Here is a 24,302-nt window from a genome sequence, read left to right as displayed (position 1 = left end):
ACTCTAAGTTAGTCACAGAGATATCCACAGAATCTGTGGGTAGTGGATAATCCTGGATAGATTGGGGTTGAACTCGTGGGATAAGTTGAGGGAGTGGGAGGCGGGTACCTCCCACAGGGGCAGAGCTAAATTTCTCGGCGGAAGCTAATTAGCGCGGCCGTGACCGCCACATTCAGGCTTTCCACATCGTTTTGCATGGGGATACGTACCAGTTCATTGCACTGAGCTGCAACGGCATCGCTAACGCCGTGGGTTTCATTGCCCAGCACAAAAATTGTGGAGACGTTACTGGAGACCTCTTTCAGGGTCGTCCGGGCGTGGGATGACAGCCCGCAAACCTGAGCCCCCGCTTCGCGGAACTCCCCCAGGGTAGCTGCCAATTTGTCACAGCGCAAAATCCGGGTTTTAAACAGTGTGCCTGTGCTGGCTTTGATAACCAGGGGGTCTATCTGTGCACAGCCTTTCTTTGGCAGGATGATTCCATCGATGCCGCCGGCACAGGCTGAGCGAATAATCATGCCCAGGTTTTGAGGGTTGGTTATGCCATCCAGGGCCAGAAGTTCATAGGTGTTTTTGTGCTCTGGGGCTGCAACCTTCTGTAAAAAGTCCTCCGCTCTGCCGTAGTGGGGCAGGGCCAGGTCGAGGGCTACACCTTGGTCCTGACGGGAATTCTTCGAAATCCGGGATAGGCCCTTGCGATCCCAGTAAGCAATTTCAATCTGGCGCTTTTCCGCCAGGGTTTCCATTCGCTGGATTAGCTGGTCGCGCCGGTTGCTGCTGGCCAGATGTAATTTATGGACGGGTACAGATAAATCCTCGAGAGCCTCGAGTACAGGCTTGCGCCCATAAATTGTCAGGAGGCTATCGAAGAAGGCTTTTTTTTCCAGGTATTCGGAGGAGTCTTTCACCGCGTTGGCTCACTCAGCAGTTCGATCAATCTGGCTGCGCTCTTAGGTGAGAGCGAGCCGCGCCGCGCCAACTCTACACAGGCGAGGCCCAGATGGCGATAGCAAAGTGCCAGTTGGCTATCTACTGAGGCAAGGCTTTCCACCTGGGCACCAACGGTTTCCACATCCCCTCTGGCAATGGGACCTGTCAGCGACTTCTCTGGTCCCAGCGTCAAATTGTTTTGCAGAGTCTGTGAAACAATCGGCGCCAATAGGCGAAGAGCACTGTCCCGCTCTATGCCAGCGGCTGCAAAGCTTTGTAAGCTCAGGTCCATCAGAGTGGTGAGGTAGTTGGAGGCGATCACTGATCCAGCGTGGTACAGAGACTTGTTAAGGGGATCAATAGCCAGTGCTTCACAGCCAATGGCTGCAAAAGCAACAGAAATAACCTCTACTGCATGACTATCCCCTTCGACAGCGACGCTGGTTTTGGCAAATGTTTGCAGCGAGGTTTCCGGTTCGGCAAAACTGTGAACTGGGTGAGCGCTGGCAATCAGGGCGGGTCTCAAGGGGGCTAGTTCTTTAGAGCTGAGAGCGCCACTGCAGTGGAATATAATAGTGCGCTCGTCGACCAGCCCGCTATCGGCAAGTTTCTGTGCAAATATAGCGATTTCACTATCGATACAACCAATCAGCCATAGGTCTGCTGAAGGCATTGCTGAGAGGGAATCGACAGCATTGCCAGCACCGATAAATCGACAGGCACTTTGTCCACTCTCGAGACTGCGGTTATAAATTGACTGCACCCCAAATACACCGCTCTCCTGCCACAGCCGCCCCAGGGTTTTACCAAGGCGGCCTGCGCCAATAATGTTGAGGCTTTGCATCAGCTTCCAGCGAGGCAGTCGACGTAGGCGTTAACGGCATTCTCCAGGCCCATACTGATAGCATCGACAGTAAAGGCGTGGCCTATGGAGACTTCCTGCAAGCCCGGTAATGTGCGATAGCGCGGTAGGTTAACCAGGTTGAGGTCATGGCCGGCATTAATCCCCAGTCCCAGCTGATGTGCGTGCTCGGCGGCGGCACAGTGGGCAGAGAAAATTGTTTCCAGCTCTGGGCTCTGTTTGGCTACGGCTTCAGCGTAGGGACCTGTGTAGAGCTCAATACGGTCAGCGCCGACCTGTTTGGCCAGGCTGATCTGGTCCAGGTCTGGATCCATAAACAGGCTGACACGTATTCCGGCATTTTTAAGTTGATCAATTATCGGAACTAATCGATCGCCATCCTGTTTGAGGTCAAAGCCGTGATCAGACGTGAGTTGATCATTGGTGTCGGGAACCAAAGTGCACTGGTCCGGTTTGGTTTCCAAAACCAGTGGTATTAGGCCGGGGTAGTCCCCCAGGGGAGCGGCGAAGGGGTTGCCTTCAACGTTGAACTCTATGTTCTTGCGGCTGGCGCAGAGTTCTGCCAGGTCGCGCACGTCGCCGGGGCGAATATGTCGTTGGTCTGGACGGGGGTGTACGGTCAGCCCCTGGGCTCCGGCGTCGAGGCAAGTGCGCCCGTGGGCGATTACGTCGGGAAAATTGCCCTCGCGGGAGTTGCGGATTAAGGCAATTTTATTGAGATTTACGCTGAGAGCGATCAATGCTTATTCTCCCTTGCTGTGTTCAGCGACTGTGTTGTCGCTGGTAGTAATTCGTTTTGCGGAAAGAATCCGAATCGGAGTATTGGGAGCCTCTGGGTGCCTGCGATAAAGGCCTCGGGGTTCCCGCTCAATTTTTTCTACGATATCCATTCCCTCGATAACCTTGCCAAAAACTGCGTAGCCAGGCTTATCCTCGCTGGCATCCAGACGGGTGTTATCTACCAGGTTAATAAAAAACTGGGACGTGGCACTGTCGGGATCGTTTGTGCGCGCCATGGAAAGGGTGCCACGCAGGTTTTGCAGTCCGTTAGCTGACTCGTTGGCGATAGCCTCGCGAGTTTCTTTTCTTTGGAAATCAAAAGTGAAACCACCGGCTTGGACGACAAATCCAGGCACAACACGGTGAAAGATAATTCCATCGTAGAAGCCGCTATCGGTATAAGCGAGGAAGTTCTCTACGGTGACTGGTGCTTGCTTGGCATATAGCTCGATACGAATAACCCCAAGATCAGTTTCTAGTTTCACCTGAGGGTTTTGGGCAAATAGCGGAAGGCTGAATAGAGTACAGAAAAGAAAAATAACTAATTTACGCATCATCCGTGTCCTTTGAATGTCCGGGGTCAATCGGTTTACTACTGTGTCAGCGTATGGCTAAAGAGAAAGGATAAATATTTGGGTATCGCTGCCTGCGGGGTGCTTCTCAGCACTCCCGCAGTCGTATAGTAAGCGATTTTGGTTGTAGCGAGGGAGATCAGTTGGCCCACTCGGAATTGCGTTTGCGCGGGCGCACATGGGGGGCAATCATCGCCAGAATAGCGCCTAATGCAACGGATAGGGCACCATACAATTGCCATTTGCGGGCATCGCTACCGGACAGGCGCTGAATTTCCGCTTCCGCCATGCTTTTTTCCTGTTTCAGCAACTCGTACTGATGCAGAAGCTTTTGATGGCGATCGTTGAGCGAAATTGCGTCGGCAGAAAGGGACTTCAGGCTTTTGAGTTCGGCGGCCAATTCCTGGCTCTGCTGCTGGGCAGAGGTCAGGGCGCTATTCAGTTCGCCGTTTTCTGTCTCCAACCGGCGAACTTCTCCCCCCAGATTACCTTCCATTTTTTCAAAGCGGGCCAGGTTGGCTTCTGCGGTTGCCAGCTTTAGTTTTGCCACGGGCTCACTGACAAGGTATTGGCGTCTGATCCAGCCCTCAGTGCCGTTGGGGGTGCGCACTTTTGCCCAGCCGTCCGAGGCGGCATCTTCGAGCAGAGCCAGCTCGGTACCACTGGCCAGGCCGCGGTGCAGAATCCGGAATTCATTGCCTTTGCCAGAGCGCATGGGCACGTGAAGTTGGTCGGTAATATAGCGGGTCTCCGCTGCAAGTGCTGCTGGCGCTGAGTTCAACAGCGCTACAGCGAGCACACCGGACAGTAATTTCTTCATTGTGATGCAGCTTGTTAGTTAGAGTTTTTATCAGGGCAGTACAAGCTTGTAGGGCTTGACTGTAACCGATGCATAGACGCCAGCTTCGATATAGGGGTCACTGTCAGCCCAGGCTTTGGCCTCTTCCAAAGAGGGGAACTCAGCAATTACCAGGCTGCCGGTAAAGCCAGCTTCACCGGGCTCTTCGCTGTCGATGCTGGGGTTTGGGCCGGCGGCCAGGAGACGGCCTTCATCTTTGAGAAGGTTGAGTCGGGCCAAATGACCGGCGCGGGCTTTTTTGCGTAAAGGGAGACTATCGCTAACATCTTCACTGATGATTGCGTACCACATTGTTTTTAATGCTCTTGTTAGTTTTTTTAAGGTGTTATTGCGCAACCATCACTTCTTCCAGTTTCAACCCGGTCAGCTTGCCGATACGGGAGAATAGGAAAAAGAGTGCACCCATCAGAATCAGGGTTGATGGGATCGCAATAACCAGATATCCATAGGCGGTCATTTCGCCAAGTTCGGTGTTATAGGCCTCTGTGCCCGGCGGGCTGGTGACGATCATTTTGGCGAGAATGTAATTCAGTGCCGAGGAGAAAAAGAATGACCCGGCAACGATCCATGAAGTCTGGCGCAAGGTGCGGTCGAAGGCTGGCTGGTTACCATTGGCCTGTAATGACTCGGCGATCTTTGTCGTATTCAGGATTTGATCGTTGTAAAGCAGGGTTTTGACCAGCGGCCAGCGGGTGTAAACGGATAGTGCCGTTGCAACACCCAGTAGGCCAGGGATTGCAGCTTCCTTAATCGCAATATACTGCGGGTCCAGCTTGAGCAAGCTGATGCCGCCAGTGAGCAGGATGCCAATAAACCCGAGGGCTGAGAAGAAATTGACCTTGCCCAGGCGCAGCAGGTCGCGAAGGCCATAACCCAGTGGGAAGGCCAGGGCCACTATCAATGCCCAGGTTGGGCCCAACCAGTCATCCCCGGAAAGCTTGGTCAGTATCAATGTCGGAATAATGACATTGAAGGCGATATTGCTGAGAAACCCTTCCTTTTTAGGCTTCTCGGGAGATGTCGTGGTCGAATTCGTTTCGGTCATACTCAATTCCGGTGATAATGCCCGCTGGAAACTGATGGGGTTGATAGCCCGTTCAATTTCCCCGCTGACAAAACTACTGTCAGACTTCGGCCCTGGCGAGTCACCTGTGAGTGACTGCTAGTTCGGGCCTTATCCCTGAAAACGCCGAGTGCCGCATAGACAGCGCAATAGGGCGATTGTTCCTGAAAAGACGGATATGGCGATCTTTTTCATCGTCGAACTGAGTGAGAGCCTGTTGTTGAAGACCCTTTCAGCCGATTTGAATACAGACCTGGTAGATCTGCACTGCCACAGTACCGCGTCTGACGGTATTTTAAGTCCTGCGCAGCTGGTGTCGAGAGCGAAATCCCAAGGTGTGACGATGCTCGCCCTGACCGACCACGATACGGTGGATGGTGTGCCTGAGGCTCAACAGGAAGGTGACTGTTTGGGCGTAGATGTGGTGGCGGGGATTGAGTTCTCCAGTCTTTGGGGGCGCAGACCCGTACATATTGTAGGCCTGAACATCAATCCCGAATCGGGTCCTTTGCAAGAAGCCATTCAGCTGCGTGAGCAGTTGCGCGAGGAGCGGGCAGAGCGTATCGCGGAGAAGCTGGAAAAACGCGGCTTTAGCGGTGCCTTGGAGGGTGGACGTGCCCTGGCGGGCGACTCGGTACTGGGTAGGCCCCATTTCGCACGATGGCTAGTGGAAGCTGGGCATATAGATGATACCGGTAAGGCGTTTAAGCGTTACCTGGGGGCTGGCAAAGTAGGAGATGTGAGAGTTGAGTGGCCCCAGTTGAGTGAGACCATCGCCACTATTCACAGTGCTGGTGGTTATGCGGTATTAGCCCACCCGCTTAAGTACGGATTGACGCGCACACAGTTATTGCGACTGCTGGGAGCTTTTCTTGAAGAAAATGGGGATGCGGTAGAGCTACTGTGCGGTCGGCAAAACCCGACACAGACCCGAGAGTTAAAGAAATTGTTACTCTCGGCTGCGGAAGCAGCGGGCAAATCGATGCCATATTGCTCTCTTGGCAGTGATTTTCACCAGCCGGAGCAGCCCTGGCGTGAATTGGGTTGTGTCAGGTTGCCCGCAGACGTCGAGCCGGTGTGGAATCTGTGGCACACTCTGCACCGGGAACAGCGGGGTCACGTTTCGCTGCCCTGATTCCGGCTTGTGAATTGGGGGCCATCGTCCGGCTTTAAGCCTGGTGGATGGCAGTGAGGTATTTTCAATCGGTAAGGCTTTTGGGGGGCTTTGTGGCGCAGTTTTTTCAGATTCATCCGGATAATCCTCAAGGCCGCCTGATCACTCAGGCAGCAGAGATCGTCGCCCAAGGGGGCGTTATTGTTTTTCCCACCGATTCAGCTTACGCCATAGGCTGTCGACTGGGAGAGAAGCTGGCGGTTGAGCGCATTCGAGGAGTGCGCCAGCTGGACAAGCAGCACAACTTCACATTGATGTGCCGAGACCTATCGGAGCTGGCGACCTATGCCAAGGTCGACAACCAGATGTTTAGGTTGTTAAAGAATCATACGCCGGGTTCCTATACCTTTATTATGCCGGCGACCGCCGAGGTGCCGCGCAGGTTAATTCATCCGAAGCGCAAGACCATCGGTATTCGCGTGCCGGATAATCCCATCGCCCTGGCCCTGATTGAAGAATTGGGCGAGCCGTTGATGAGCTGTAGCCTGATTATGCCCGGCGAAGAACAGCCCCTAACCGAACCTTACGATATCCGCGATACCCTAGAGCACCAGGTGGAATTGGTTATCGATGGCGGTTTCTGCGGGTTGGAGCCCACCACCGTGATCGACCTGACGGGTGATGAGCCCCAACTGATTCGTCAGGGATGTGGGGCAACTGACGAAATACTCGGCTGAAAGCTGCGGCGCCGTGTATAATCGCGCGTTTGCACGATTGAGGGTGGGGCAGGGTGTCCAGTGATGAGTTACTAGCAGAGGTCGAGGAGCAAGTGCTGGCCGAGGTTGCGGCGAGCGATGATGAAGCTCCTGCCCAGGCTGGCGATGCGGAATCGCAGGGCCAGGACTCGGATGAGGATTCCCCCCTGGCCTTGGTGCAGGGCGAAATCTTTAACGACCTCCCGCAGGATCTCTTTATTCCACCAGATGCTTTGGAAGTTGTTCTGGAGGCTTTCGAGGGGCCTCTGGATCTCCTGCTATACCTGATTCGCCGCCAAAACCTGGATATTCTCGAGATCAACGTCTCCGATATTACCCATCAATATATGGCGTATGTGGAGATGATGACGGCAATTCGCTTTGACTTGGCCGCCGAGTATCTGGTAATGGCCGCTATGTTGGCGGAAATAAAGTCGCGGATGTTGTTGCCGCGACCGCCTGAAGCGGAGGAGGAAGAAGGCGAGGACCCCCGCGCGGCTCTGATTCGCCGTTTGCAGGAGTATGAGCGTTTCAAAACTGCGGCTGAGGATCTCGATGAAATCCCCCGTGTTGGCCGGGATGTCCATCAGGCCAATGCAGAGGCTCCCGATCGCAGTATCACACGCCCCGACCCTGAAATTGACTTGAAAGAAGTCCTGGTCGCCCTGGCTGATGTGCTGCGGCGTGCGGATATGTTTGAGAGCCACCAGGTTGAGCGGGAGAAGTTGTCCACCCGCGAGCGTATGACCCAGGTGCTGGATAAGATCCGCCACGGCCAGTTTGTGCCCTTTGTAAGCCTGTTTACCGTTGAGGAGGGTCGCCTCGGTGTCGTAGTGACCTTCCTGGCAGTGATGGAGCTGGTAAAAGAGTCGCTGGTGGAGTTGGTGCAGAATGAAGCTTTTGGCCCGATCCACGTGCGCGCTCGCGCTGCTACCCACAGTAGTGAAAGCGAAGACGGTACTGGCAGCGAGCTTGAGGATCAGACTCTCGAAGAGGTTGAAGATCCAGAGGACGCTGTAGAGGCCTCGGATAAAGCGTCGGAAATGTATTCGAGTTAGAAAATAGAAGATGACAATCGCCCCCGAATTACTGCGCAAAATCGTCGAAGGCGCCCTGTTGGCCGCTGGCCAGCCCCTCAGTGAAGAAAAACTGTTGTCTTTGCTGGACGAGGAAGAGCAACCCTCCAAGACTACCCTGAGAGATGTGCTTGAAGAAATCGCCCAGAGTTGTGCTGACCGAGGGTTTGAACTGAAGAAAGTCGCGAGTGGTTGGCGTTTTCAAGTGCCGGAAGACCTGGCCCCATGGGTGAATCGGCTGTGGGAGGAAAAGGCGCAACGGTATTCCCGTGCTACCTTGGAGACCCTTGCCATTATCGCTTATCGACAGCCGGTAACCCGTGGTGATATCGAGGATATCCGCGGCGTTGCGGTGAGTTCGCATATTGTTAAAACCCTGCTGGAGCGCGGTTGGATTAAAGTTGTGGGGCAGCGGGACGTGCCCGGTAAGCCGTCTCTCTACGCAACAACCCGGGAGTTTCTCGATTATTTTAATTTGAGCACCCTGGATGATTTGCCGACTCTGGCGGAGATCCGCGATATCGAGAGTCTGAACCAGATTCTGGAGCAGGAAGGTTTGCCTCCAGAGCCGGTTCCCGAGGAGGGGGAGTCCGAGGAGGGGGAGTCCGAGGTGGACAATAGTGCTTCGGAAGACTCTGGGTCAGAGCAAGACTCCGAGGCAGAACCCCCTACTGAAGCCCCTGCGGCTGAACACGAAGATATAGACGATGCCCTGGTAGAGGCTTTGGCTGAGGAAGTTGCTGCTGAAGCATCAGGCGCCGAGTCCGAGTCCGAAGTAGACCGCGAAGTAGCGCCCGCCGAGACGGATGCAGAGGAAGACCCAGTGGAAACTGCGGCAGCAGAGATCCAGTGGGAAATGGCGCAGGAAGACCCTGAAGATGATTTGGAGTTGGATATAGATGTTGATCTAAGTGAAGAGAGTGAACTTCACAGTGATGAGGAAAGCAGCGCTGAATCGCCGCAAGCAGAAGAAGAGAGCGAGGGCTCTCTAACGGCAACGTTACCACCCAGCAGTATGTTTGCCGAAGACGACACAGCTGAAGAGGTCGCCGAGGAGTCGGTGGAGGCAAATGCTGATGTCGATGAAGATTCCAAAGAAGTAGTACAAGTGGAAAGCACCACCCCATGAGTGATGGTACCCCGCCAGCAGGCGAGAAATTACAGAAAGTATTAGCGCGCACCGGCCTCGGTTCGCGCCGTGAAATGGAGCGCGCAATTGATGCGGGCCGCGTAACCGTAAATGGAAAAGTGGCGGAGCTCGGCGAGCGCGTAACTGACTCGGATCATATCGAGTTTGATGGTAGCCGGCTGCCTTCGGCAGAGCAGAATCGCTGCCGGGTAATACTCTACAACAAACCGGTTGGGGAAATATGCTCCCGCCACGACCCGGAGGGCCGCCCGACGGTCTACGATCGCCTGCCGAGACTGAAAACCGGCCGCTGGATTTCTGTTGGGCGCCTGGATTTCAATACCAGTGGTTTGCTGCTGTTTACCAATAGCGGAGAGCTGGCCAATAAATTAATGCATCCCTCCTCGGTAATCGACCGCGAATACTTGGTTCGAATCCAGGGTGATGTGGATGAGGAAATGAGGCGGCGCCTACTCAAGGGCGTGTTGTTGGATGATGGGTCGGCGCGCTTTACCGACATCGTAGAGAGTGGTGGTGAAGGTAAAAACCGCTGGTTCTACTGCGTAGTGATGGAGGGCCGCAACCGCGAGGTGCGTCGTCTGTGGGAGTCCCAGGGAGTTAGAGTTAGCCGCTTGAAGCGTGTGCGCTACGGCAGCGTCTTTATTCCCTCCCATGTTCGCGTCGGGCAGTGGATTGAGATGGAGCCCCGCGAGATCGATGACCTCTGCGTAACGGCGGGAATGCCGAAACTGGGCCAGCGCCCATTGACCCAGGGTGAGAAACAAAACCTGGAGCGCCAGCGCAGGAAGTTGCGCAAGTCACCGGCGCCAGCCGCGCGACGCAATCGACCGAAGTCGGTTTAAACAGAAAAAGCCCGCAAATTGCGGGCTTTTTTGTATTTCAGTAATCGCTACTCTTAATTGCTGAGTGTTATTGCTGGTTTTCCGGTGTTTCTCCTGCTTCCTCTTCATTCTGGTCTCGCAGTTCACTGGGAACACCCTGAGGGCCATCACCCATTGCATCATCCACATCGGATGGAATATCTGAAACTGAATCGGTGGAGGTTCCGCCGGAGGTGCTATTTTCAGGTGCTGTTTCAACCAGGTTTTTTAGTTTTTCCAACCCTTGTTCATAAGACTCTCCCACCATTTTTTTCACTGCCAGGCCCATCCAGCGTTCTCTGGGGCCGCCGCCGGTATCGCTGTGGAAGTTCCAGGTAAGAAGGGTGCCGCCATCCTTTGGTTCCAGCTGGAATTCTGCCGTGGCCTGGCTGCCATCACCAAAATCCAGCTTGGTGGCGACTACAGAATCTCGCTTGCTGGCGAAGATAGTTTGACTGCCGCTTCCGGCTTTGGAGTTTTCGCCGCGCCAAGTCATTTTGGCGCCGACGCCTTCCTGAGGACCGCTGTACTCATAGAGTACCGAGGGGTCGATGTGGCGCCATGGGGACCACTCGTTGAATTTGTGGAAATTATTAACGTAGGGGAAAACCACTTGTGGTGGTTTGTTGATAAATACGCTGCGATGAACAGTGACTTCGCGTGGGAATAAATATCCCGCGAGCACGAGAATTACCAAAGCAATAAGAATATAAATAATCCAGCGCATAGCGGGTTCCTTTGCTATTTGCGGGTGCAAGGAAGCAACCGCCAGAAAACTCTGGCGGTAGAGATGCTTATATTAGCTGCTGTGATGCTTAATCGTCGGCAATATGTAGCAGGGGGAGCTTAATCTCAACACACAGGCCCGCATCCCGGCTGTTTTTGGCGCTGATGCTTCCCTGGTGATGCAGGATGGTGCGCTGGGCGATAGCGAGTCCCAGTCCAAAGCCACCACTTTCCCGGGTGCGTGCACTATCTGTGCGATAGAAGGGGCGGAAAATAGCCTCCAATTCCTCATCTGCCACGCCGGAACCTGAGTCAATGACTGAGATGGTGCAGGAATCTGAGGATTCTTTAATCGACACCTTGACCCGGCCGTGCTCGGGGCTGTACTTGATTGCGTTGCGCAGGATGTTCTCCAGGGCAGCGGTCAGGGAGCTGCCCCGGGTTGCGACAAGGAGCTCTTCCCCTTCGGAGCGAATTTCAAAGGATAGCTCTTTGTCAGCAGCTTCGCTGTGGAGGTCTTCCGTCAGGGCGCTTATCAGGGCATTCACTTCCACTACGTCATCCAGGGGGCGCTGTTCCTGGCTGCTAATAGGAAGTGATAGCACGTCGGCAATAATATCTTCCAGGTAGTCCGCTGCCTTGCCGATTTTATCCAATTCTGTGTCGAGCCCGTTTATTTGCTTTTGGCGGGCGATGGCCAGTGCCACTTGCAGGCGCGCTAGTGGCGAGCGCAGTTCGTGGGAGACATCCTTGATCAGGCGGCGCTGCTCGGACATCGATTCTTGAAGCTGGGCGGTCATGGAGTCGAAGTCCAGGGCCAAGTCAGTCAGTTCATCATTTCGAGACTTTAGGGACGGGGTCACGCGGTAGTCCAGTTCGCCGGCAGCGACACGCTTGGTGGCGGCGCTCAGCTGTTCCAGTGGGCGGCTCAGGTAGCGGGCCAGCCAGTAGCAGGCTAGACCCGAGGCAATCATGGAGAGCAGCAACATCGGCCAGAAATTGCGCCACAGGAAGCGCAGCAATAGGCCTTCTTTGCTATCTCCAGCAACGACGACGATCCGCAGGGGGTCTCCGGTGCGCAGTGGTAAGAAGAAGCCTACAGTGGGCTTGTTATTTACCAGTTTGTGAGCTTCGCGATTGCGGTAATCAAGACTGTCGATCAACGAGCCCATATTTGATGGCACTTCGCGACCGAGGATGTCGTTGCCTTGTTGATCAACCGCATAAACCCGCCGTTTGACTTTTTTGGGGGCTTTCTCGAGCCAGTGCTGGAATTGTTCGGGACCGTGACGGCGGGCGATTCGCATATTTCGCATGACCTCGCGAAATAGGGCGGGGCCCTCCCAGCGTTCCTCTTGTCGGGGATCGCCGAACTCACCGAAGTGGGTAATGTAAATGGCGGCTACAACCATCACCATGGCGGTGATCCAGGCCCCAAAGAACATTTTCCAGAAGAGACTGCGCATCGTGGAAAACCTACTGCTTGCTCTGGGTGAGCATGTATCCGGCACCTCGGATATTGATAATTAGGTCGCGGCTGGCACCTTTATCCGCGAGCTTCTTGCGAATGTTACTGACATGGACATCAATGGAGCGGTCGTAGGGCATCAGCTTACGGCCAAGGGCACTTTCAGTGAGAACCTCTTTGCCAACCACTTCGCCGGCATGCTGAACCAGTACCTTGAGCACGGCGAACTCTGCGCCGGTCAGAGCCAAAGCCTGGTCGTTCCAATAACCCTGATGCTCTGCAGGTAGTAGTCGAATCTGGCCGCTGCTAAGAGTGTCGTCGCTCTCTTCAGCTTCGACTCGGCCGCGGCGGAGTACTGCGCGCAGTCGGGCCGCCAATTCCCTGGGATTGCAGGGTTTGGGCAGGTAGTCGTCGGCACCCATTTCCAGGCCGACGATACGATCCACAGTGTCCCCTTTTGCAGTAAGCATCAAAACCGGTAGGGAGCGGCTTGCTGCTGACGCCTCCTCCCTAAGTTTGCGCAGTACTTCAAAGCCATTGTGAACGGGCAGCATGACGTCCAGAACCAGAGCGTCAAAGCTCTCGCTCTGAGCGAGCTCTAGTCCCCGGCCACCATCATTGGCTGCGGTTACCTGAAAACCCTCTCCGGTAAGGTACTCCCTTAGCAAGTCGGTGAGTTCGGTGTCATCGTCAATTAAAAGGATGCGGCTCATGGCGTTCTCTCAGTTTCTGTGTGGCCATTATATGCAAAGCGCTGGCGCTGGTTACCGCTGGCGATAGGGCTTTTTACCGTTCTTAACAAATGTTTACCGGTGTTTTCCCCCGTTTACACAAGCTGGGCTTACTATGAAGTCACTGAACGCGAACATGAGGACGTAGGAATGAAATACTGGAAACAAGCAATGGGAAGCTTGGCCTTGGTAGGTGTTCTGGTTGCCCCTGCGGCACTTGCTTTCGGCGGTGGTGAAGGTGGTCAGGGGCGTGGATTTGAATATATGGTCCGCCAGCTTGAGTTGACCGAAGGCCAGCAGGCACAGTTAAAGGCCAACCGGGAGAGCAACCGCGAGGCGAGAATGGCACAGCGCGAGCAAATGATCGAGCTGCGCAAGGAATTAAATGCGGCGATTGAGTCGGGCGCTGACCAGGCGACACTGGATCAATTGGGCGAAGAGCTAGGCAAGCTAAAGCTTCAGGAGATGCAGAACCGCAACGAAATGAAAGAACAGTTTAAGGCCATTCTGACTGATGAGCAGAAGGCCAAGCTAGAGCAGCTAAAGAGTGAGCGCAAAGCGCGCCAAATGAAACGGCGCGATGAAAGCTCTGCAAGCCAGGATTCAGAGTCCTAGGCCCCCCAACCAAAGACTCCTTGTGCGATCCGCTGGGTGCACCCTTCCCCAAGGCCCAGCAGGTTCATAACCCTTAGCCCCCGCTGCCCCGGGGGCATTTTTCTTTATTCCTGCCGAAACCTGATCAGATAGGTAACTTGCTGAGCCCGGTTATTGCTGGGAGAATACGCCGCCTTGTAATTTAGTATGTAGCGGCCCGGATTGGGCGGAGAGGGTTGACTGTGAGTAAAATCGGCTTGTTCTATGGCAGTGATGAGGGTAATACCGAGTCTGTAGCTTTGCGCATCCGCGCCCGCCTTGGCGAAGACAATGTAGACCTGTTTGATATTGCCGATGTCACCCAGTTGGATATTGCTAATTATCAGTATCTTGTCTTTGGAATCCCTACCTGGGACTTTGGTCAGATTCAATCTGACTGGGAAGAGTTCTGGGAGGATGTGCAGGAAATCGATTTTAGCGGAAAGACCGTCGCTTTATTTGGCCTGGGAGACCAATTTGGGTACGGCGACTATTTCTTGGATGCGATGGGCATGCTCCACGATGTTATTGTGGAAAAAGGAGCCACTATAGTCGGTCACTGGTCCACTGAAGGCTACGAGTATGAAGCCTCAAAAGCTGAAGTCGAAGGTGAAGCAAAGTTTGTCGGCCTGGCTATTGATGAAGACCAGCAGGAAGAGATGACCACAGAGCGGCTGAATCGCTGGTGTCGGCAAATAGCTGAAGAGCTTGCGCTTGATAGTGATGTTCTTGAGTTGGATGACTGATTCGCTATGAAAAGCTCCCTGTTGTTCAGCGAGTTTTGGCCCTGGCTGGCAGAGCATACAAATTGTATCGTCAGGGCCGGAAGTAGTGATTCGGTAGTATACGATGATGATGACTACCACTGGCGCTTCACCGCTGAAGATGCCCGTACCAAGTTGGTTCAGGTAATGCGCGGTAAACGACCCGTCGCCGAGCTGTTTATTGAGCCTGAACATATAGCCGCTGTGCGTATTTCTCCCGGGGAGCGGGGAGAGTACAACTTTGATCTGGTAGCAGAAGTCCAGGGGCGCGAGCAGGTTGTTTATTACTTTGTTCTGACTCACTCACTGGAAGATGTGGATACGAAACAAAATCCCTCCTCAGCCGCTCTCCATTAAAAACATTTCGATGTTGTGGAAGTTATACTGGTCAGCCCTGTATAACTTCCGGATTAAATTTCTAATTTAAATACTACCCCTCTCTTTTATCCGCCTTCATAACCATTAATTTGAAAGTTTTTTTCCAGACAGAGCATTTTGTAAGCTGTATTTACTATAAAAGCGCTTGTTGTGAGTTCTTAACAAAGGTTTACCACAGTTATCCCCCGTTTACACGGCGGCCACTTACTATGTACTTACTGAATGCAAACGAGAGGGTTGAACGATGAAAAACTGGAAAACTGTAGTAGGTAGTTTGGCTTTGGCTGGCGTTGTAGCAGTACCAGCCGTTGGCATGGCATGTGATGGTAAAGGACGTATGGAAGGTCGCGGCCATGGACCAGAAAAAATTGCTAAAGAGCTGGACCTGACAGAAGCTCAAAAGGATCAACTGAAGGAGCTTCGCGAGTCCAACCGTGAAGGAAAAATAGCTAAGCGCGAAGAAATGCACAAAGCGTATGAAGAGTTGCGTGAAGCAATTCGTTCCGGTGCCGATCAGCAAACACTGGCAAGCCTGGGGGCCAAGATTGGCAAACTGGAAGTCGCTAAAATGCAGAGCCGCAACCAGATGCGCACTCAATTTGAATCTGTATTAACAGATGAGCAGCTCGCCAAGCTGGAAACCCTGAAGGCTGAAAAAAAGGATCGTCATATGAAGAAGTGGAAGGCATATCGCGATCATGGTTAAGTCGGTAGTCTGCTTGAGGTGACTGAGCAACTGAAAATATGTAGCCCCTAAATTAACTGGGGCTACATTTTAATTGTATTCTTTACCCTTCGTTAGACTGTTTTTCGCTAGCTCCAACACCAATATGTTGATCCAGGAACTCTAATAGTTCTGTATAGAGCTTCATTCTATTTTCTTCGGTATAAAAGCCGTGTCCTTCTTTTTTTACAAATAGAGTTTTAATCGGTTTGTTTTCTTTTCTAAATTCCTTTACTAGCATTTCTGCATGCTCTATAGGGGCTCGTTCGTCTTCCTCTCCATGAATCAAGAAAACTGGCAAATTAAGTTTGCCGGCATTGTGTACAGGAGAGTTGACTTTTAGAAAGTCCTTATCTTTACTAAGTGTCTTTTTAAGGTAAGAAATGCCGCGATCTCTTCTCTTAATATCCCCTTTTGTGTACATCATCTCCAAATCGTATACGCCGACATAACCTACAGCACATTGGTATAAATCAGGATTGCGGATAGGGTTCATCAGAGCTGAATAACCCCCAAAGCTAGCGCCATAGATGCAAATTCGATCAGGGTCCGCATATCCTTTCTCTATGGCCCAATGAACGGCGTCGGCAATATCTTGTTGAATTTTTCCTCCCCACTCCCTGAGTCCTGCTGAATAAAATCCCTGGCCATATCCAGTGGAGCCACGAAAGTTAACTTGAAGTACAAGATATCCATTTTGGGATAGAATTTGTGCATTGCGATCATACCCCCAATAATCACGTGAGTGAGGGCCGCCGTGAGGTAATACAACCATTGGATTTCGCTGATCTGGACCTTTTGGGAAGGTAAGGTAAGTTCCTATTTGTAAGCCGTCTTCTGAGGTGAAGCCATCGGCAAGCATAGGATTGAGTTGATCGGGGTGCAGCCAGTCTGCAGACGAAGTCAGAAAATCAACTGACTTGGTTTTCAAATTTACAAGATAATAATCCCCTGGCAAACGATCTCCATGTACTTTCAATACGCCAAAATCCCCGCTGGTTGTAAAGCTTGTGAAAGATATATGAAATCCTTGAAAAGCTTTTTTTAATCCCCTAAAAATAGGAGCAAAACCACTCCCTTCATCAATGAAGTGCTCTGTGGGGTAGTCTGGTTGCAAGTATACTCCTAGTGGTTTATATGAGGTTGGGGAGTAAATAATGTCATATATATCTGACTTTTCATGTTGAAAAATTCGAGAGAAAGCTTCAGATCCTGGCTTTAGTTTGACTAAGGTTTGGGTTTTGGATTCTTCAGTAATGGTTAGGTAGGCTTCACCGGTTTCTATGTCAAATCCTACTGGAGTGCCAGAGTTAAGAGACGGATTTTTAACTCTATGCCACTTATTTTCTCCTCTATAAAATAGCTGATGGTTATTGTTTTCGTCAGTACCATCTGCGAAGAGGAGGTTACCTGCTCCGTCTGTGTATGCGCGGCCGTCAACTTGTGGTAGTCTTATAGATCCTCTTTTGATACCTGTGTATATGTTGAGCCTTGCAACCTCACCCTTCGATTCTTGGTTTTTTGCCCACGGGTAGGTGGATATTAAGATTTCTTTTTCTTTGTGGATTAGAGGGTCTATAATCGTCGCATGAGCATAGGTTGTTTCGGTTTTTTTGAGTCTAGAGCCAACTTGGCGTTGGCCAGCAAGGTGTCCAAAAATATTTTTCCCTTCTGAGCCGTCGTAATTAATTGCGTAGAGAGAGCCGTAGTTTACAGGCGTTTCTAGAGCTGCCCTCCGTGATATCACTTCAGTTACAACTCTTTCATTGTTTGCCCAATAAAAGTTGCCAACTTCCTCCTTTCCCCTAAAGCGTAAAAAGCCAGTTATTTTTAGAGGGCTAATTGACATGAAGACTAATACTCTCTCCCCTTTATGTAGTTTTCTAACGGCTAGGTGCGAACCAGTTGGTGATATTTTTACCTCTTCAATGTCTGTATGTCGTATAAGGTACTCTAGTGGTAACTGGCTTGAAGATGCAAAGGTGGGCCATAAAAAGAGTATAAGTAAAATTTTACGCATAATTTCTTCCTTATGAATAATGCCGTTGATTATGCGTTAGATTGGGAAAGGAAAATAGAGAAATAGAAAGGCGGGCTTTGAAAGCCCGCCAGGGAGGTTATGGTTTAGGTTAGTTGGTACGGGTTATTAATTTTTCGCTAAGTCTTCACTTTCCCGATAAGGCTTGTGCTGATCAAACCAATATAAAATCGATGCAACTTTTGCCACTAACTGACTTGGCCTGGCAGCGATACTGTGGGATGCCCCTGGAATGCGAACCATGGCAGCGTCAACGTCATTAAGTTTTAGTGCTTGATAAAACTGTTCTGTTTCTGACATCGGTGTGCGGTAGTCCTCTTCCCCGGTTAAGAGCATGGTGGGAGTGGTAACGTTTCCGACATAGGTGAGCGGTGAGCGACGGCGGTATTCCTCAGGTTTCTCCCAGGGCATCCCTGAGAACCAATAGCTAGTAAAAAACCTCGAATAATCAGCAGTTAAAACGAAGCTCTCCCAGTTGATGACAGGCTTGGCAACAACAGCAGCCCTGAAGCGATCGGTTTTGCCAATAATCCAGGCTGTCAGTGTACCCCCACCACTGCCACCTGTAACAAAAAGCTGCTCTTCATCAATATAACCTTGAGCAATTACTGCATCGACGCCAGAAATCAGGTCGTCGTAATCCTGGCTCGGGTAGTTATGGTGAATTAAGTTGGCAAATTCATGGCCGTAGCTGGTGGAGCCACGGGGGTTAGTGTACAGAACAACATAACCAGCAGCGGCAAATAATTGGACTTCGGCGGCAAATCTGGGGCCGTAATTAGAGAAGGGACCACCGTGAATTTCCAATAGAAGGGGATACTTCTTCTCGGGGTCGAAATTGGGTGGGTAAGCGACCCAGCCCTGAACATCTCGGCCGTCAAAGCTCGATTTGTAGTTGATTTCCTCAATATTTGCCATCTCGCGCAGTGGCATCAGGTCGCCATTGAGCTCGGTGAGTGCCTGGGTTTTGCCGTTGCGCGCTAGAGCCAGTTCGGCGGGATTTTGAGGGGTTGTTTGTGTGTAGGCGATGTCCCCGCGTTTGGAGACTGCAAAATTGGCACCGGAGTATGGGCGTCCCAGCGAAAGGCCTCCAGCGTCGCTGGCCATTAGGGTTTCGCTGGAACCAATTTTCTTGATGGCAATTTTGGTGGAGCCGTGATCGTCGTAGCTATAGGCAATTCGCTTGCTATCGCCCAGCCAGTGGAAGTTGGAGATGCTGCGATCCTTGGCAGTTTTTATTTTACGGGACTCCCCGCTATTGATATCCAGAATGTGCAGAGCATGTTGTTGATATCCGAGCTTTTGATCCTCAAAACCTAAATAGGCCAGCTTCGTACCATCTGGAGACATCTGCGGGTGATGGTCGGGACCATAACGTTCGGTAATTTGCTCGATACTGCCGTTTTTTAGGCTTACCTTGTAAATTTCCGAGTTCATCAGCTCGATTTCGTGATCGGGATGGCGATTGGCTGAGAAGTAAATTGCATCGTTATTTTTACTCCAGGCGAGACTGCTGTGGTGATCGTACTCGCCTTCTGTAAGCTGGCGAGGGGTACCGCCCTCTCGAGGGATCACAAAAACCTGTACATGCCCTTGCTTTAAATAGCCCATGCCATCTGAACGATAAATGCTGCTGTCGATAAACTGTGGTGGCTTAGCCCACTCTGCGCCTTCCGGGGCACTGGGAAGCTTTACTGGCAAAGGTTTGCTTTCCGGTACGAACATAGTGAAAGCTATTTGCTTACCATCCCGTGACCACTGGATATTGGAGGGGGATTTTGGCAGGTGAGTAATCTGCAGATTTTGGCCATTATCTAACCACAGCAGGTGGATCTGCGGGCTGCCACTGCGGGTGCTGATAAAAGCGATGGTCTTCCCGTCTGGGGATAGCTGTGGGGAGTAATCGGAGTAGTCCCCAGAGGTCAGAGGGCGGTGATCTTTGCCATCGGTACCGATACGCCAAAGGTTCGCGCGCTTGCCGTCTTTCATTTTGTTCATTGAGTTGCGGACGTAATAAATACTTTTCCCGTCACTGCTGAACTGAGGGCTACTCGCGTATTCGAGGTTAAATACATCCTCGTAACTAAAATTGGGTAGTTGGTTATCAGCGAGCGCAGGGCTGGCGATAAACATCGCTGCGACAATTTTTATTAGCCGGTTCATGATCTTTAGGCTCCTCCTTCTTGTTTCCTAGAGGATACCTGAGGAAGGGGGGGGTAAAGGGAGTGATCCGTTGACTGGTGTGCTCGATGGGATAATCCGTGATGGAGCAGCAGGATGGCTGACCTGCTACTCCGTTATTTGGCCGAATATACCTGTAAAATTTTGAATTAGTTGGTTGCTAAGTCCTCGCTTTCATTTTCTCTATCGGGTTTGTGTTGATCAAACCAGTAGAGGGTCGAAGCTACTTTAGAGATTCTCTTGCTGGGTCTATCGGAAAAGTTATGGGATGTGTTTGGAAGGCGCACCATAGCCGCCTCTACATCATTTAACTTTAGTGCTTGGTAAAACTGTTCGGTCTCAGATATCGGGGTGCGATAATCGTTTTCTCCGGTCAATAGCATGGTCGGTGTAGTGACATTGCCAATATATGTGAGTGGAGAGCGGCGTCGATACTCCTCGGGGGCCTCCCAAGGCATCCCGGAAAACCAGTAGCGAGTAAATATTTTGGAGTAATCGGCAGTTAGAACAAAGCTCTCCCAATTGATTACCGGTGCGACAACTACCGCAGCCCTGAATCGTTCAGTTTTACCAATAATCCAGGCCGTCAGTGTGCCGCCGGCACTCCCACCTGTGACAAATAATTGATCCTCATCGATATAGCCTTGGGCGATAACTGCATCGACACCTGCCATTAGGTCATCGTAATCCTGGCTAGGGAAGTTGTGATGGATCAGGTTGGCAAACTCATTGCCGTAGCTGGTAGAGCCACGAGGGTTAGTGTAGAGCACGACATAGCCTGCGGCGGCAAATAGTTGCATTTCGGCAGAAAAGCGCGGGCCGTAGTTAGATAGTGGGCCACCGTGAATCTCAAGTAACAGGGGGTATTTATTTTGGGGGTCGAAATTTGGGGGGTAGGCTATCCAGCCCTGGATATTGCGACCATCGAAGCTGGATTTATAGTTGATCTCTTCCACATGGGCCATATTGCGTAGAGGTATCAAATCACTGTTGATCGCCGTGAGAGTTTTTATCTTGCCGCCACGAGAAATTGCAAGTTCTGCGGGAATTTGAGGTGTGGTTTGTGTATAAACTACGTTTCCATGTTTGGAGACAGCAAAATCTGAAAAACTATAGGGCGCGCCTAGTGTCAGTCCACCGGCGTCATCCGCTATCAAGGTTTCCTTTCCGCCAATTTTCTTAATGGCAATTTTGGTTGAGCCATGATCGTCATAGCTGTAAGCAATATGCTTACTGTCAGCGAGCCACTGAAAATCGGAAACGCTACGATCGCTGGCAGTTTTTATTAGCTGGTTTTTTCCACTAGCGAGGTCGATCACTCGCAAAGTGTTTTGGTGGTAGGAAAACCGCTGATCTTCAAAGCCTAAATATGCTAGCTTTCTTCCGTCGGGTGAGATTTGAGGTTGAAAATCGGGGCCAAATCTTTCGGTTACTTGCTCAATATTCCCATCGTCGATATTTACCTTGTAAATTTCTGAATCCAGCAGTTCAATTTCATGATTTGGGTGGCGATTTGCTGAAAAGTAAATGGCCTTATTATTTTTGCCCCAGCTGAGTTGGCTATTGTGCTCGTAGTCCCCACTGGTGAGCTGGCGGGGAGTACCTCCTTCACGGGAAATCATGAAAACCTGTGAATTGCCCTGCTCTAAGTATCCCTGGCCCTCAATGCGATATAAGCTCTTGTCGATAAACTGAGGTGTTTCCTCCCACTCGCCCCCTTCTGGTGGTGTGGGAAGCTCCACTGGCAGCGGTTTGCTCTCGGGCACGAACATGGTGAAGGCGATATGCTGACCATCGTGTGACCACTGGATATTTGATGGGGCTTTGGGTAGATGGGAAATTTGCTCACTTTTACCATTATCCAGCCACAATAAATGTATCTGGGGCTTTCCACTCCTGTCGCTGATAAAGGCAATGGTTTTTCCATCTGGAGATAGATGTGGCGAGTGGTCGTGAAAATCTCCCGAAGTTAAGGGGCGATGATCTTTGCCATCATCGCTGATATACCAGAGGTTTGCCCTTGTGGTATCTGCCATTTTGTTCAGGGAGTTGCGCACGTAATAAATATTTTTATCGTTAGTGCCAAACTGTGGGTCGCTGGCGTACTCCAGGTCGAAAATATCCTCGTAGCTAAAATTGGGTGAATGTTCATTTGTATTTGCGTGGGTGGAAAATGCCGGGCTTGCAATAACTGCCGCAGCGATAAACTTTATAAACCTATCCATGGTCCGTGAGCTCCTTTTTATTATTAGATGCAGCATACCGAAGGGGTGTCAACAGAGGAGATAAATACGCTGAAGTGTAGTATTGAAGGGATAGTCAGTTTATTTGGCGGATAAACCTTTTGGAGTTTTACTTTCTCAAAAAGGAAAGCCGCGGCAGATCAAAATTAAACTTGGTGCTTTCGTCTTTTTTGAGCCTGTAAAATAAGCCAGATTAATCGAAATAGTAGCTATGTTAATACTTTCCGATAAATATCTTTGAGGGTATCAAACTGGTCGATCCCAACCATTTCGTCACACTGTGTGAATAGTAGTTTTTCGGGTTCTAATTCGGTAACCACAATTCTGGTGGGCACGGTACTAATGGGACCTGGGTGTGTATTGGGCTAACGGAACAAAGGGTGACCTACCACTACGATAATAGCGGCTGTATTGAAAAGGAGGTGAACTACGGTACTTGGTGGCTTTAGGTTTCACTCTGCCATGTGTTGGCCGTTTCCTCTACGAAACTTCGATAGCTTCGCGGGCCCTGCGGCAAAAGTGCGGCCTGAGCCTCGAGATCTTCCTGATGGATTGGATGGCCGTTTGTTTTGAACCAGCGATGCATGACCAGAAGATCGAAATTCAGCCACGGAGGCACCATGGTTTCGATGCTGTTGGCAAATTCTTCCGGCGTTAGGTCAGGGTAGATGACGGCGTGACCAAGTGCTATGGACCAGAGTGCGGCGGTTTCATTGCCGTTAGGGGCATCCAAACTCGACAAAAGAAATACTTCGTTCTTCGCCCTTATGTCTAAGAGTGCTGACGCTGCTGCGAGCGCAACATCACGGATATCAATACGTGCAACCGGGTGGGGCCCCAACGGCGTTGCATAAGCACCTGCAGTGATCACATCCTTCTGAACAAGATCATTCTGAGCGAAGTAGGTGGGCCGTAGTATCGTGTGCGCGATCCCACTTGCTCGCAGCGCTGTTTCAATAGCGAATTTTCCACCCGCATGGGGAATCATCGGTGCGCGAACTGCAAGATCGCTCGATAGATAAACGATGTGCCTGGGGGGTGATTCAGCGGCGATCGCCAGTGTGGAGAGGCCTTGATGGGTCTCCTTGGGACTATTTGCGATGAGTAGAAAGACACTCTCAACTCCCTTAAATGCGGACCTCAGGGTGGGAGGGTCGTCCATATCGGCAATGACTGTATCAATATCACCGGGGAGACTTGCGGCATAGGCAATCGATCGTGTGGCGACCCGGATTTTTGCTCCACTCGCATACAAGGTCGGAATGAGGGCCCGGCCGACGTTTCCTGAGCCACCAAAGATAAGGATGGTCATCGATGTAATCCATTGATGCTCAGGGCCAGACTGCGCAAAAGAATGCGCGAAAAGGTTTGTCGGCGTGCCACCCTACCGGGGCATTCAATGGTATGAAGAAGCTATCACCGGCGAGGAAGGTCTCCTCGCCGTTTGATGTTGTGACCCGTACCGACCCCTCCAGCATACATATCAGCTCGCTCCGACTGAAATCTGTGATATCGCAATGACAAGGGCCGGATATTAATGTGCCGACCTGGATCCTGCCATCACCAGACTCGTATGCCAGATGCCGGGCTTGGTGTGGCTCTAGAGCGCTGAGACTGGTCTCTCTGCAGTCGTCTTCTGAAATATTTGGAAGCGGGCGCACGACTCTCAGCTTAGACGGATCAGTCTCTGCAGGATACTCATCATTGAATAAATTGATAAAGTACTTGCGGTAGTATACCGGCATGTCCCATGCGCAATTAAGGCCTTGCGGGAGGAAAAATGGCTCTCCAGCAGAGATAACTTCTTTGTGTTCTGTTTCGTCGATAATGCCGACGTGGTCCTCGATCAGAAGCATGAACTCAAAGAGTGGATAGGGATTGAGCCCTGTGCTGCTTCCGCCAGAGCAATCCCAGGTCCCAGTGCAGAGGCCGTTTCGCTCAAAGGCTTTATACCCTCGCTGGATAGGTGTCGGGCCGGTAAGAAAAGAGGGAGGGATGACAGCCCAGGACTCAAGGCCTTCGCCACTTGGGTTGTGCGGGTCCAACTTGATTACGCTTTTCATGGCGTCTTTCTCGAGGGCTCGAGTTGGTGGCAGGAGCCGCGCGACTCGAGAATCAGTGAGCGGTTGGTGGTCGTCGGCGCGATTCACTAAGTATTTCTGCCGCAACTCATTTAGTAGTTTAATCCAACTTGGCGATAGATGTTGCTCTCGATAAATTGTGTCGGCCCGAGACACCCTGCACGGTCTGGAGCAATGGGATGTTGTATTGGCAGAGTTGGCAAATATGCTGAATAGTAATATTCAAGAGGTAGCCAATTGTTGGCAAGATAAACCTACTGGAGTTTTACTGCCCCAGCCATGAAAGCCGGGGCCTCTCAAAAGAATACTTTGAG

At 51.4% G+C, this 24,302-nt stretch carries 25 protein-coding genes; 10 read left to right on the top strand and 15 right to left on the bottom strand.

The window, feature by feature from the left end; genetic code table 11:
• Positions 1-125: 125 nt before the first annotated feature.
• The 7 genes from rlmB to ACJJII_RS22800 all read right to left on the bottom strand — a co-directional run bounded on the left by rlmB (position 126) and on the right by ACJJII_RS22800 (position 5,048).
• A complete protein-coding gene (gene rlmB / locus ACJJII_RS22830; protein WP_444917837.1) occupies positions 126-908 on the bottom strand; it encodes a 23S rRNA (guanosine(2251)-2'-O)-methyltransferase RlmB in 783 nt (260 codons plus the stop codon).
• Positions 905-1,774 (bottom strand): Rossmann-like and DUF2520 domain-containing protein, encoded by an 870-nt coding sequence (locus ACJJII_RS22825; protein WP_444917836.1) that lies wholly within the window; start codon positions 1,772-1,774, stop codon positions 905-907. The genes rlmB and ACJJII_RS22825 overlap by 4 nt, the downstream gene beginning before the upstream one ends.
• Positions 1,774-2,532 (bottom strand): pyridoxine 5'-phosphate synthase, encoded by a 759-nt coding sequence (locus tag ACJJII_RS22820; protein WP_444917835.1) that lies wholly within the window; start codon positions 2,530-2,532, stop codon positions 1,774-1,776. Before ACJJII_RS22820 ends, ACJJII_RS22825 begins: the two co-directional genes overlap by 1 nt.
• 3 nt (positions 2,533-2,535) lie before the next feature.
• On the bottom strand, positions 2,536-3,129 hold the full coding sequence (locus tag ACJJII_RS22815; protein ID WP_444917834.1) for a peptidylprolyl isomerase: 594 nt from the start codon (positions 3,127-3,129) through the stop codon (positions 2,536-2,538).
• A 154-nt stretch (positions 3,130-3,283) separates the two neighbouring features.
• Complete coding sequence (locus tag ACJJII_RS22810; RefSeq protein ID WP_444896521.1) at positions 3,284-3,964, bottom strand: TIGR04211 family SH3 domain-containing protein; 681 nt, start codon at positions 3,962-3,964, stop codon at positions 3,284-3,286.
• 30 nt (positions 3,965-3,994) lie between these two features.
• Complete coding sequence (locus ACJJII_RS22805; protein WP_108734042.1) at positions 3,995-4,294, bottom strand: YciI family protein; 300 nt, start codon at positions 4,292-4,294, stop codon at positions 3,995-3,997.
• 34 nt (positions 4,295-4,328) lie between these two features.
• Complete coding sequence (locus tag ACJJII_RS22800) at positions 4,329-5,048, bottom strand: VC0807 family protein (RefSeq protein WP_282933704.1); 720 nt, start codon at positions 5,046-5,048, stop codon at positions 4,329-4,331.
• Positions 5,049-5,196: 148 nt separating this feature from the next.
• Between ACJJII_RS22800 and ACJJII_RS22795 the strand changes: the two genes are divergently transcribed.
• The 5 genes from ACJJII_RS22795 to rluB all read left to right on the top strand — a co-directional run bounded on the left by ACJJII_RS22795 (position 5,197) and on the right by rluB (position 10,003).
• Positions 5,197-6,201, top strand: a complete 1,005-nt coding sequence (locus ACJJII_RS22795; RefSeq protein ID WP_444907627.1) for a PHP domain-containing protein — start codon at positions 5,197-5,199, stop codon at positions 6,199-6,201.
• A gap of 92 nt (positions 6,202-6,293) precedes the next feature.
• Positions 6,294-6,917 carry an L-threonylcarbamoyladenylate synthase gene (locus ACJJII_RS22790; protein WP_282933701.1) on the top strand — a complete coding sequence of 208 codons (624 nt, stop codon included), beginning with the start codon at positions 6,294-6,296 and terminating at the stop codon, positions 6,915-6,917.
• A 53-nt stretch (positions 6,918-6,970) separates the two neighbouring features.
• Positions 6,971-7,993: a segregation and condensation protein A gene (locus ACJJII_RS22785; protein WP_444917833.1), complete on the top strand. Its 1,023-nt coding sequence runs from the start codon at positions 6,971-6,973 to the stop codon at positions 7,991-7,993.
• A gap of 10 nt (positions 7,994-8,003) precedes the next feature.
• A complete protein-coding gene (gene scpB / locus ACJJII_RS22780) occupies positions 8,004-9,140 on the top strand; it encodes an SMC-Scp complex subunit ScpB (RefSeq protein ID WP_444917832.1) in 1,137 nt (378 codons plus the stop codon).
• Positions 9,137-10,003 carry a 23S rRNA pseudouridine(2605) synthase RluB gene (rluB, locus tag ACJJII_RS22775; RefSeq protein WP_444917831.1) on the top strand — a complete coding sequence of 289 codons (867 nt, stop codon included), beginning with the start codon at positions 9,137-9,139 and terminating at the stop codon, positions 10,001-10,003. The genes scpB and rluB overlap by 4 nt, the downstream gene beginning before the upstream one ends.
• 67 nt (positions 10,004-10,070) lie before the next feature.
• Here the strand turns inward: rluB and ACJJII_RS22770 are convergent, their stop codons facing one another.
• The 3 genes from ACJJII_RS22770 to ACJJII_RS22760 all read right to left on the bottom strand — a co-directional run bounded on the left by ACJJII_RS22770 (position 10,071) and on the right by ACJJII_RS22760 (position 12,928).
• Positions 10,071-10,748, bottom strand: coding sequence for an SRPBCC family protein (locus ACJJII_RS22770; protein WP_444917830.1), 678 nt, complete (start codon positions 10,746-10,748; stop codon positions 10,071-10,073).
• 88 nt (positions 10,749-10,836) lie between these two features.
• Complete coding sequence (locus ACJJII_RS22765) at positions 10,837-12,213, bottom strand: ATP-binding protein (protein ID WP_444917829.1); 1,377 nt, start codon at positions 12,211-12,213, stop codon at positions 10,837-10,839.
• 10 nt (positions 12,214-12,223) lie between these two features.
• Positions 12,224-12,928: a response regulator gene (locus ACJJII_RS22760; RefSeq protein WP_413662835.1), complete on the bottom strand. Its 705-nt coding sequence runs from the start codon at positions 12,926-12,928 to the stop codon at positions 12,224-12,226.
• A gap of 168 nt (positions 12,929-13,096) precedes the next feature.
• On the opposite strand from ACJJII_RS22760, the gene ACJJII_RS22755 reads away from it, so the two are divergent.
• The 4 genes from ACJJII_RS22755 to ACJJII_RS22740 all read left to right on the top strand — a co-directional run bounded on the left by ACJJII_RS22755 (position 13,097) and on the right by ACJJII_RS22740 (position 15,427).
• Entirely contained in the window at positions 13,097-13,561 is a 465-nt protein-coding gene (locus ACJJII_RS22755) for a Spy/CpxP family protein refolding chaperone (protein ID WP_444917828.1), read from the top strand.
• A gap of 221 nt (positions 13,562-13,782) precedes the next feature.
• Positions 13,783-14,325, top strand: a complete 543-nt coding sequence (locus tag ACJJII_RS22750; protein ID WP_444917827.1) for a flavodoxin — start codon at positions 13,783-13,785, stop codon at positions 14,323-14,325.
• Between the two features lie 6 nt (positions 14,326-14,331).
• A complete protein-coding gene (locus ACJJII_RS22745; protein ID WP_444907635.1) occupies positions 14,332-14,700 on the top strand; it encodes a hypothetical protein in 369 nt (122 codons plus the stop codon).
• Positions 14,701-14,965: 265 nt separating this feature from the next.
• Positions 14,966-15,427, top strand: a complete 462-nt coding sequence (locus ACJJII_RS22740) for a Spy/CpxP family protein refolding chaperone (protein ID WP_444896523.1) — start codon at positions 14,966-14,968, stop codon at positions 15,425-15,427.
• Between the two features lie 82 nt (positions 15,428-15,509).
• Here the strand turns inward: ACJJII_RS22740 and ACJJII_RS22735 are convergent, their stop codons facing one another.
• The 5 genes from ACJJII_RS22735 to ACJJII_RS22715 all read right to left on the bottom strand — a co-directional run bounded on the left by ACJJII_RS22735 (position 15,510) and on the right by ACJJII_RS22715 (position 23,970).
• Complete coding sequence (locus ACJJII_RS22735; RefSeq protein WP_444917826.1) at positions 15,510-17,465, bottom strand: alpha/beta hydrolase family protein; 1,956 nt, start codon at positions 17,463-17,465, stop codon at positions 15,510-15,512.
• A 126-nt stretch (positions 17,466-17,591) separates the two neighbouring features.
• Positions 17,592-19,646 (bottom strand): S9 family peptidase, encoded by a 2,055-nt coding sequence (locus ACJJII_RS22730; RefSeq protein WP_444917825.1) that lies wholly within the window; start codon positions 19,644-19,646, stop codon positions 17,592-17,594.
• 167 nt (positions 19,647-19,813) lie between these two features.
• Positions 19,814-21,889: a S9 family peptidase gene (locus ACJJII_RS22725; protein ID WP_444917824.1), complete on the bottom strand. Its 2,076-nt coding sequence runs from the start codon at positions 21,887-21,889 to the stop codon at positions 19,814-19,816.
• A gap of 463 nt (positions 21,890-22,352) precedes the next feature.
• Positions 22,353-23,219 carry an SDR family oxidoreductase gene (locus tag ACJJII_RS22720; protein WP_444917823.1) on the bottom strand — a complete coding sequence of 289 codons (867 nt, stop codon included), beginning with the start codon at positions 23,217-23,219 and terminating at the stop codon, positions 22,353-22,355.
• Between the two features lie 19 nt (positions 23,220-23,238).
• A complete protein-coding gene (locus tag ACJJII_RS22715; RefSeq protein ID WP_444917822.1) occupies positions 23,239-23,970 on the bottom strand; it encodes a cupin domain-containing protein in 732 nt (243 codons plus the stop codon).
• A 157-nt stretch (positions 23,971-24,127) separates the two neighbouring features.
• Here ACJJII_RS22715 and ACJJII_RS22710 point away from each other — a divergent pair, with 157 nt between their 5' ends.
• Positions 24,128-24,271: a hypothetical protein gene (locus ACJJII_RS22710; protein ID WP_444911263.1), complete on the top strand. Its 144-nt coding sequence runs from the start codon at positions 24,128-24,130 to the stop codon at positions 24,269-24,271.
• Positions 24,272-24,302: the final 31 nt, after the last annotated feature.

Source organism: Microbulbifer maximicatervae (SeqCode), from assembly GCF_052467825.1.
This window is presented reverse-complemented; position numbering and strand designations above follow the sequence as displayed.

Bases quoted from the DNA above. Each gene is read 5' to 3' on its own strand.
- ACJJII_RS22825 (WP_444917836.1), bottom strand. From the start codon at position 1,774: ATGCAAAGCCTCAACATTATTGGCGCAGGCCGCCTTGGTAAAACCCTG.
- ACJJII_RS22815 (WP_444917834.1), bottom strand. From the start codon at position 3,129: ATGATGCGTAAATTAGTTATTTTTCTTTTCTGTACTCTATTCAGCCTT.
- ACJJII_RS22810 (WP_444896521.1), bottom strand. From the start codon at position 3,964: ATGAAGAAATTACTGTCCGGTGTGCTCGCTGTAGCGCTGTTGAACTCA.
- ACJJII_RS22805 (WP_108734042.1), bottom strand. From the start codon at position 4,294: ATGTGGTACGCAATCATCAGTGAAGATGTTAGCGATAGTCTCCCTTTA.
- ACJJII_RS22800 (WP_282933704.1), bottom strand. From the start codon at position 5,048: ATGACCGAAACGAATTCGACCACGACATCTCCCGAGAAGCCTAAAAAG.
- scpB (WP_444917832.1), top strand. From the start codon at position 8,004: ATGACAATCGCCCCCGAATTACTGCGCAAAATCGTCGAAGGCGCCCTG.
- rluB (WP_444917831.1), top strand. From the start codon at position 9,137: ATGAGTGATGGTACCCCGCCAGCAGGCGAGAAATTACAGAAAGTATTA.
- ACJJII_RS22770 (WP_444917830.1), bottom strand. From the start codon at position 10,748: ATGCGCTGGATTATTTATATTCTTATTGCTTTGGTAATTCTCGTGCTC.
- ACJJII_RS22765 (WP_444917829.1), bottom strand. From the start codon at position 12,213: ATGCGCAGTCTCTTCTGGAAAATGTTCTTTGGGGCCTGGATCACCGCC.
- ACJJII_RS22760 (WP_413662835.1), bottom strand. From the start codon at position 12,928: ATGAGCCGCATCCTTTTAATTGACGATGACACCGAACTCACCGACTTG.
- ACJJII_RS22755 (WP_444917828.1), top strand. From the start codon at position 13,097: ATGAAATACTGGAAACAAGCAATGGGAAGCTTGGCCTTGGTAGGTGTT.
- ACJJII_RS22745 (WP_444907635.1), top strand. From the start codon at position 14,332: ATGAAAAGCTCCCTGTTGTTCAGCGAGTTTTGGCCCTGGCTGGCAGAG.
- ACJJII_RS22740 (WP_444896523.1), top strand. From the start codon at position 14,966: ATGAAAAACTGGAAAACTGTAGTAGGTAGTTTGGCTTTGGCTGGCGTT.
- ACJJII_RS22735 (WP_444917826.1), bottom strand. From the start codon at position 17,465: ATGCGTAAAATTTTACTTATACTCTTTTTATGGCCCACCTTTGCATCT.
- ACJJII_RS22730 (WP_444917825.1), bottom strand. From the start codon at position 19,646: ATGAACCGGCTAATAAAAATTGTCGCAGCGATGTTTATCGCCAGCCCT.
- ACJJII_RS22725 (WP_444917824.1), bottom strand. From the start codon at position 21,889: ATGGATAGGTTTATAAAGTTTATCGCTGCGGCAGTTATTGCAAGCCCG.
- ACJJII_RS22720 (WP_444917823.1), bottom strand. From the start codon at position 23,219: ATGACCATCCTTATCTTTGGTGGCTCAGGAAACGTCGGCCGGGCCCTC.
- ACJJII_RS22715 (WP_444917822.1), bottom strand. From the start codon at position 23,970: ATGAAAAGCGTAATCAAGTTGGACCCGCACAACCCAAGTGGCGAAGGC.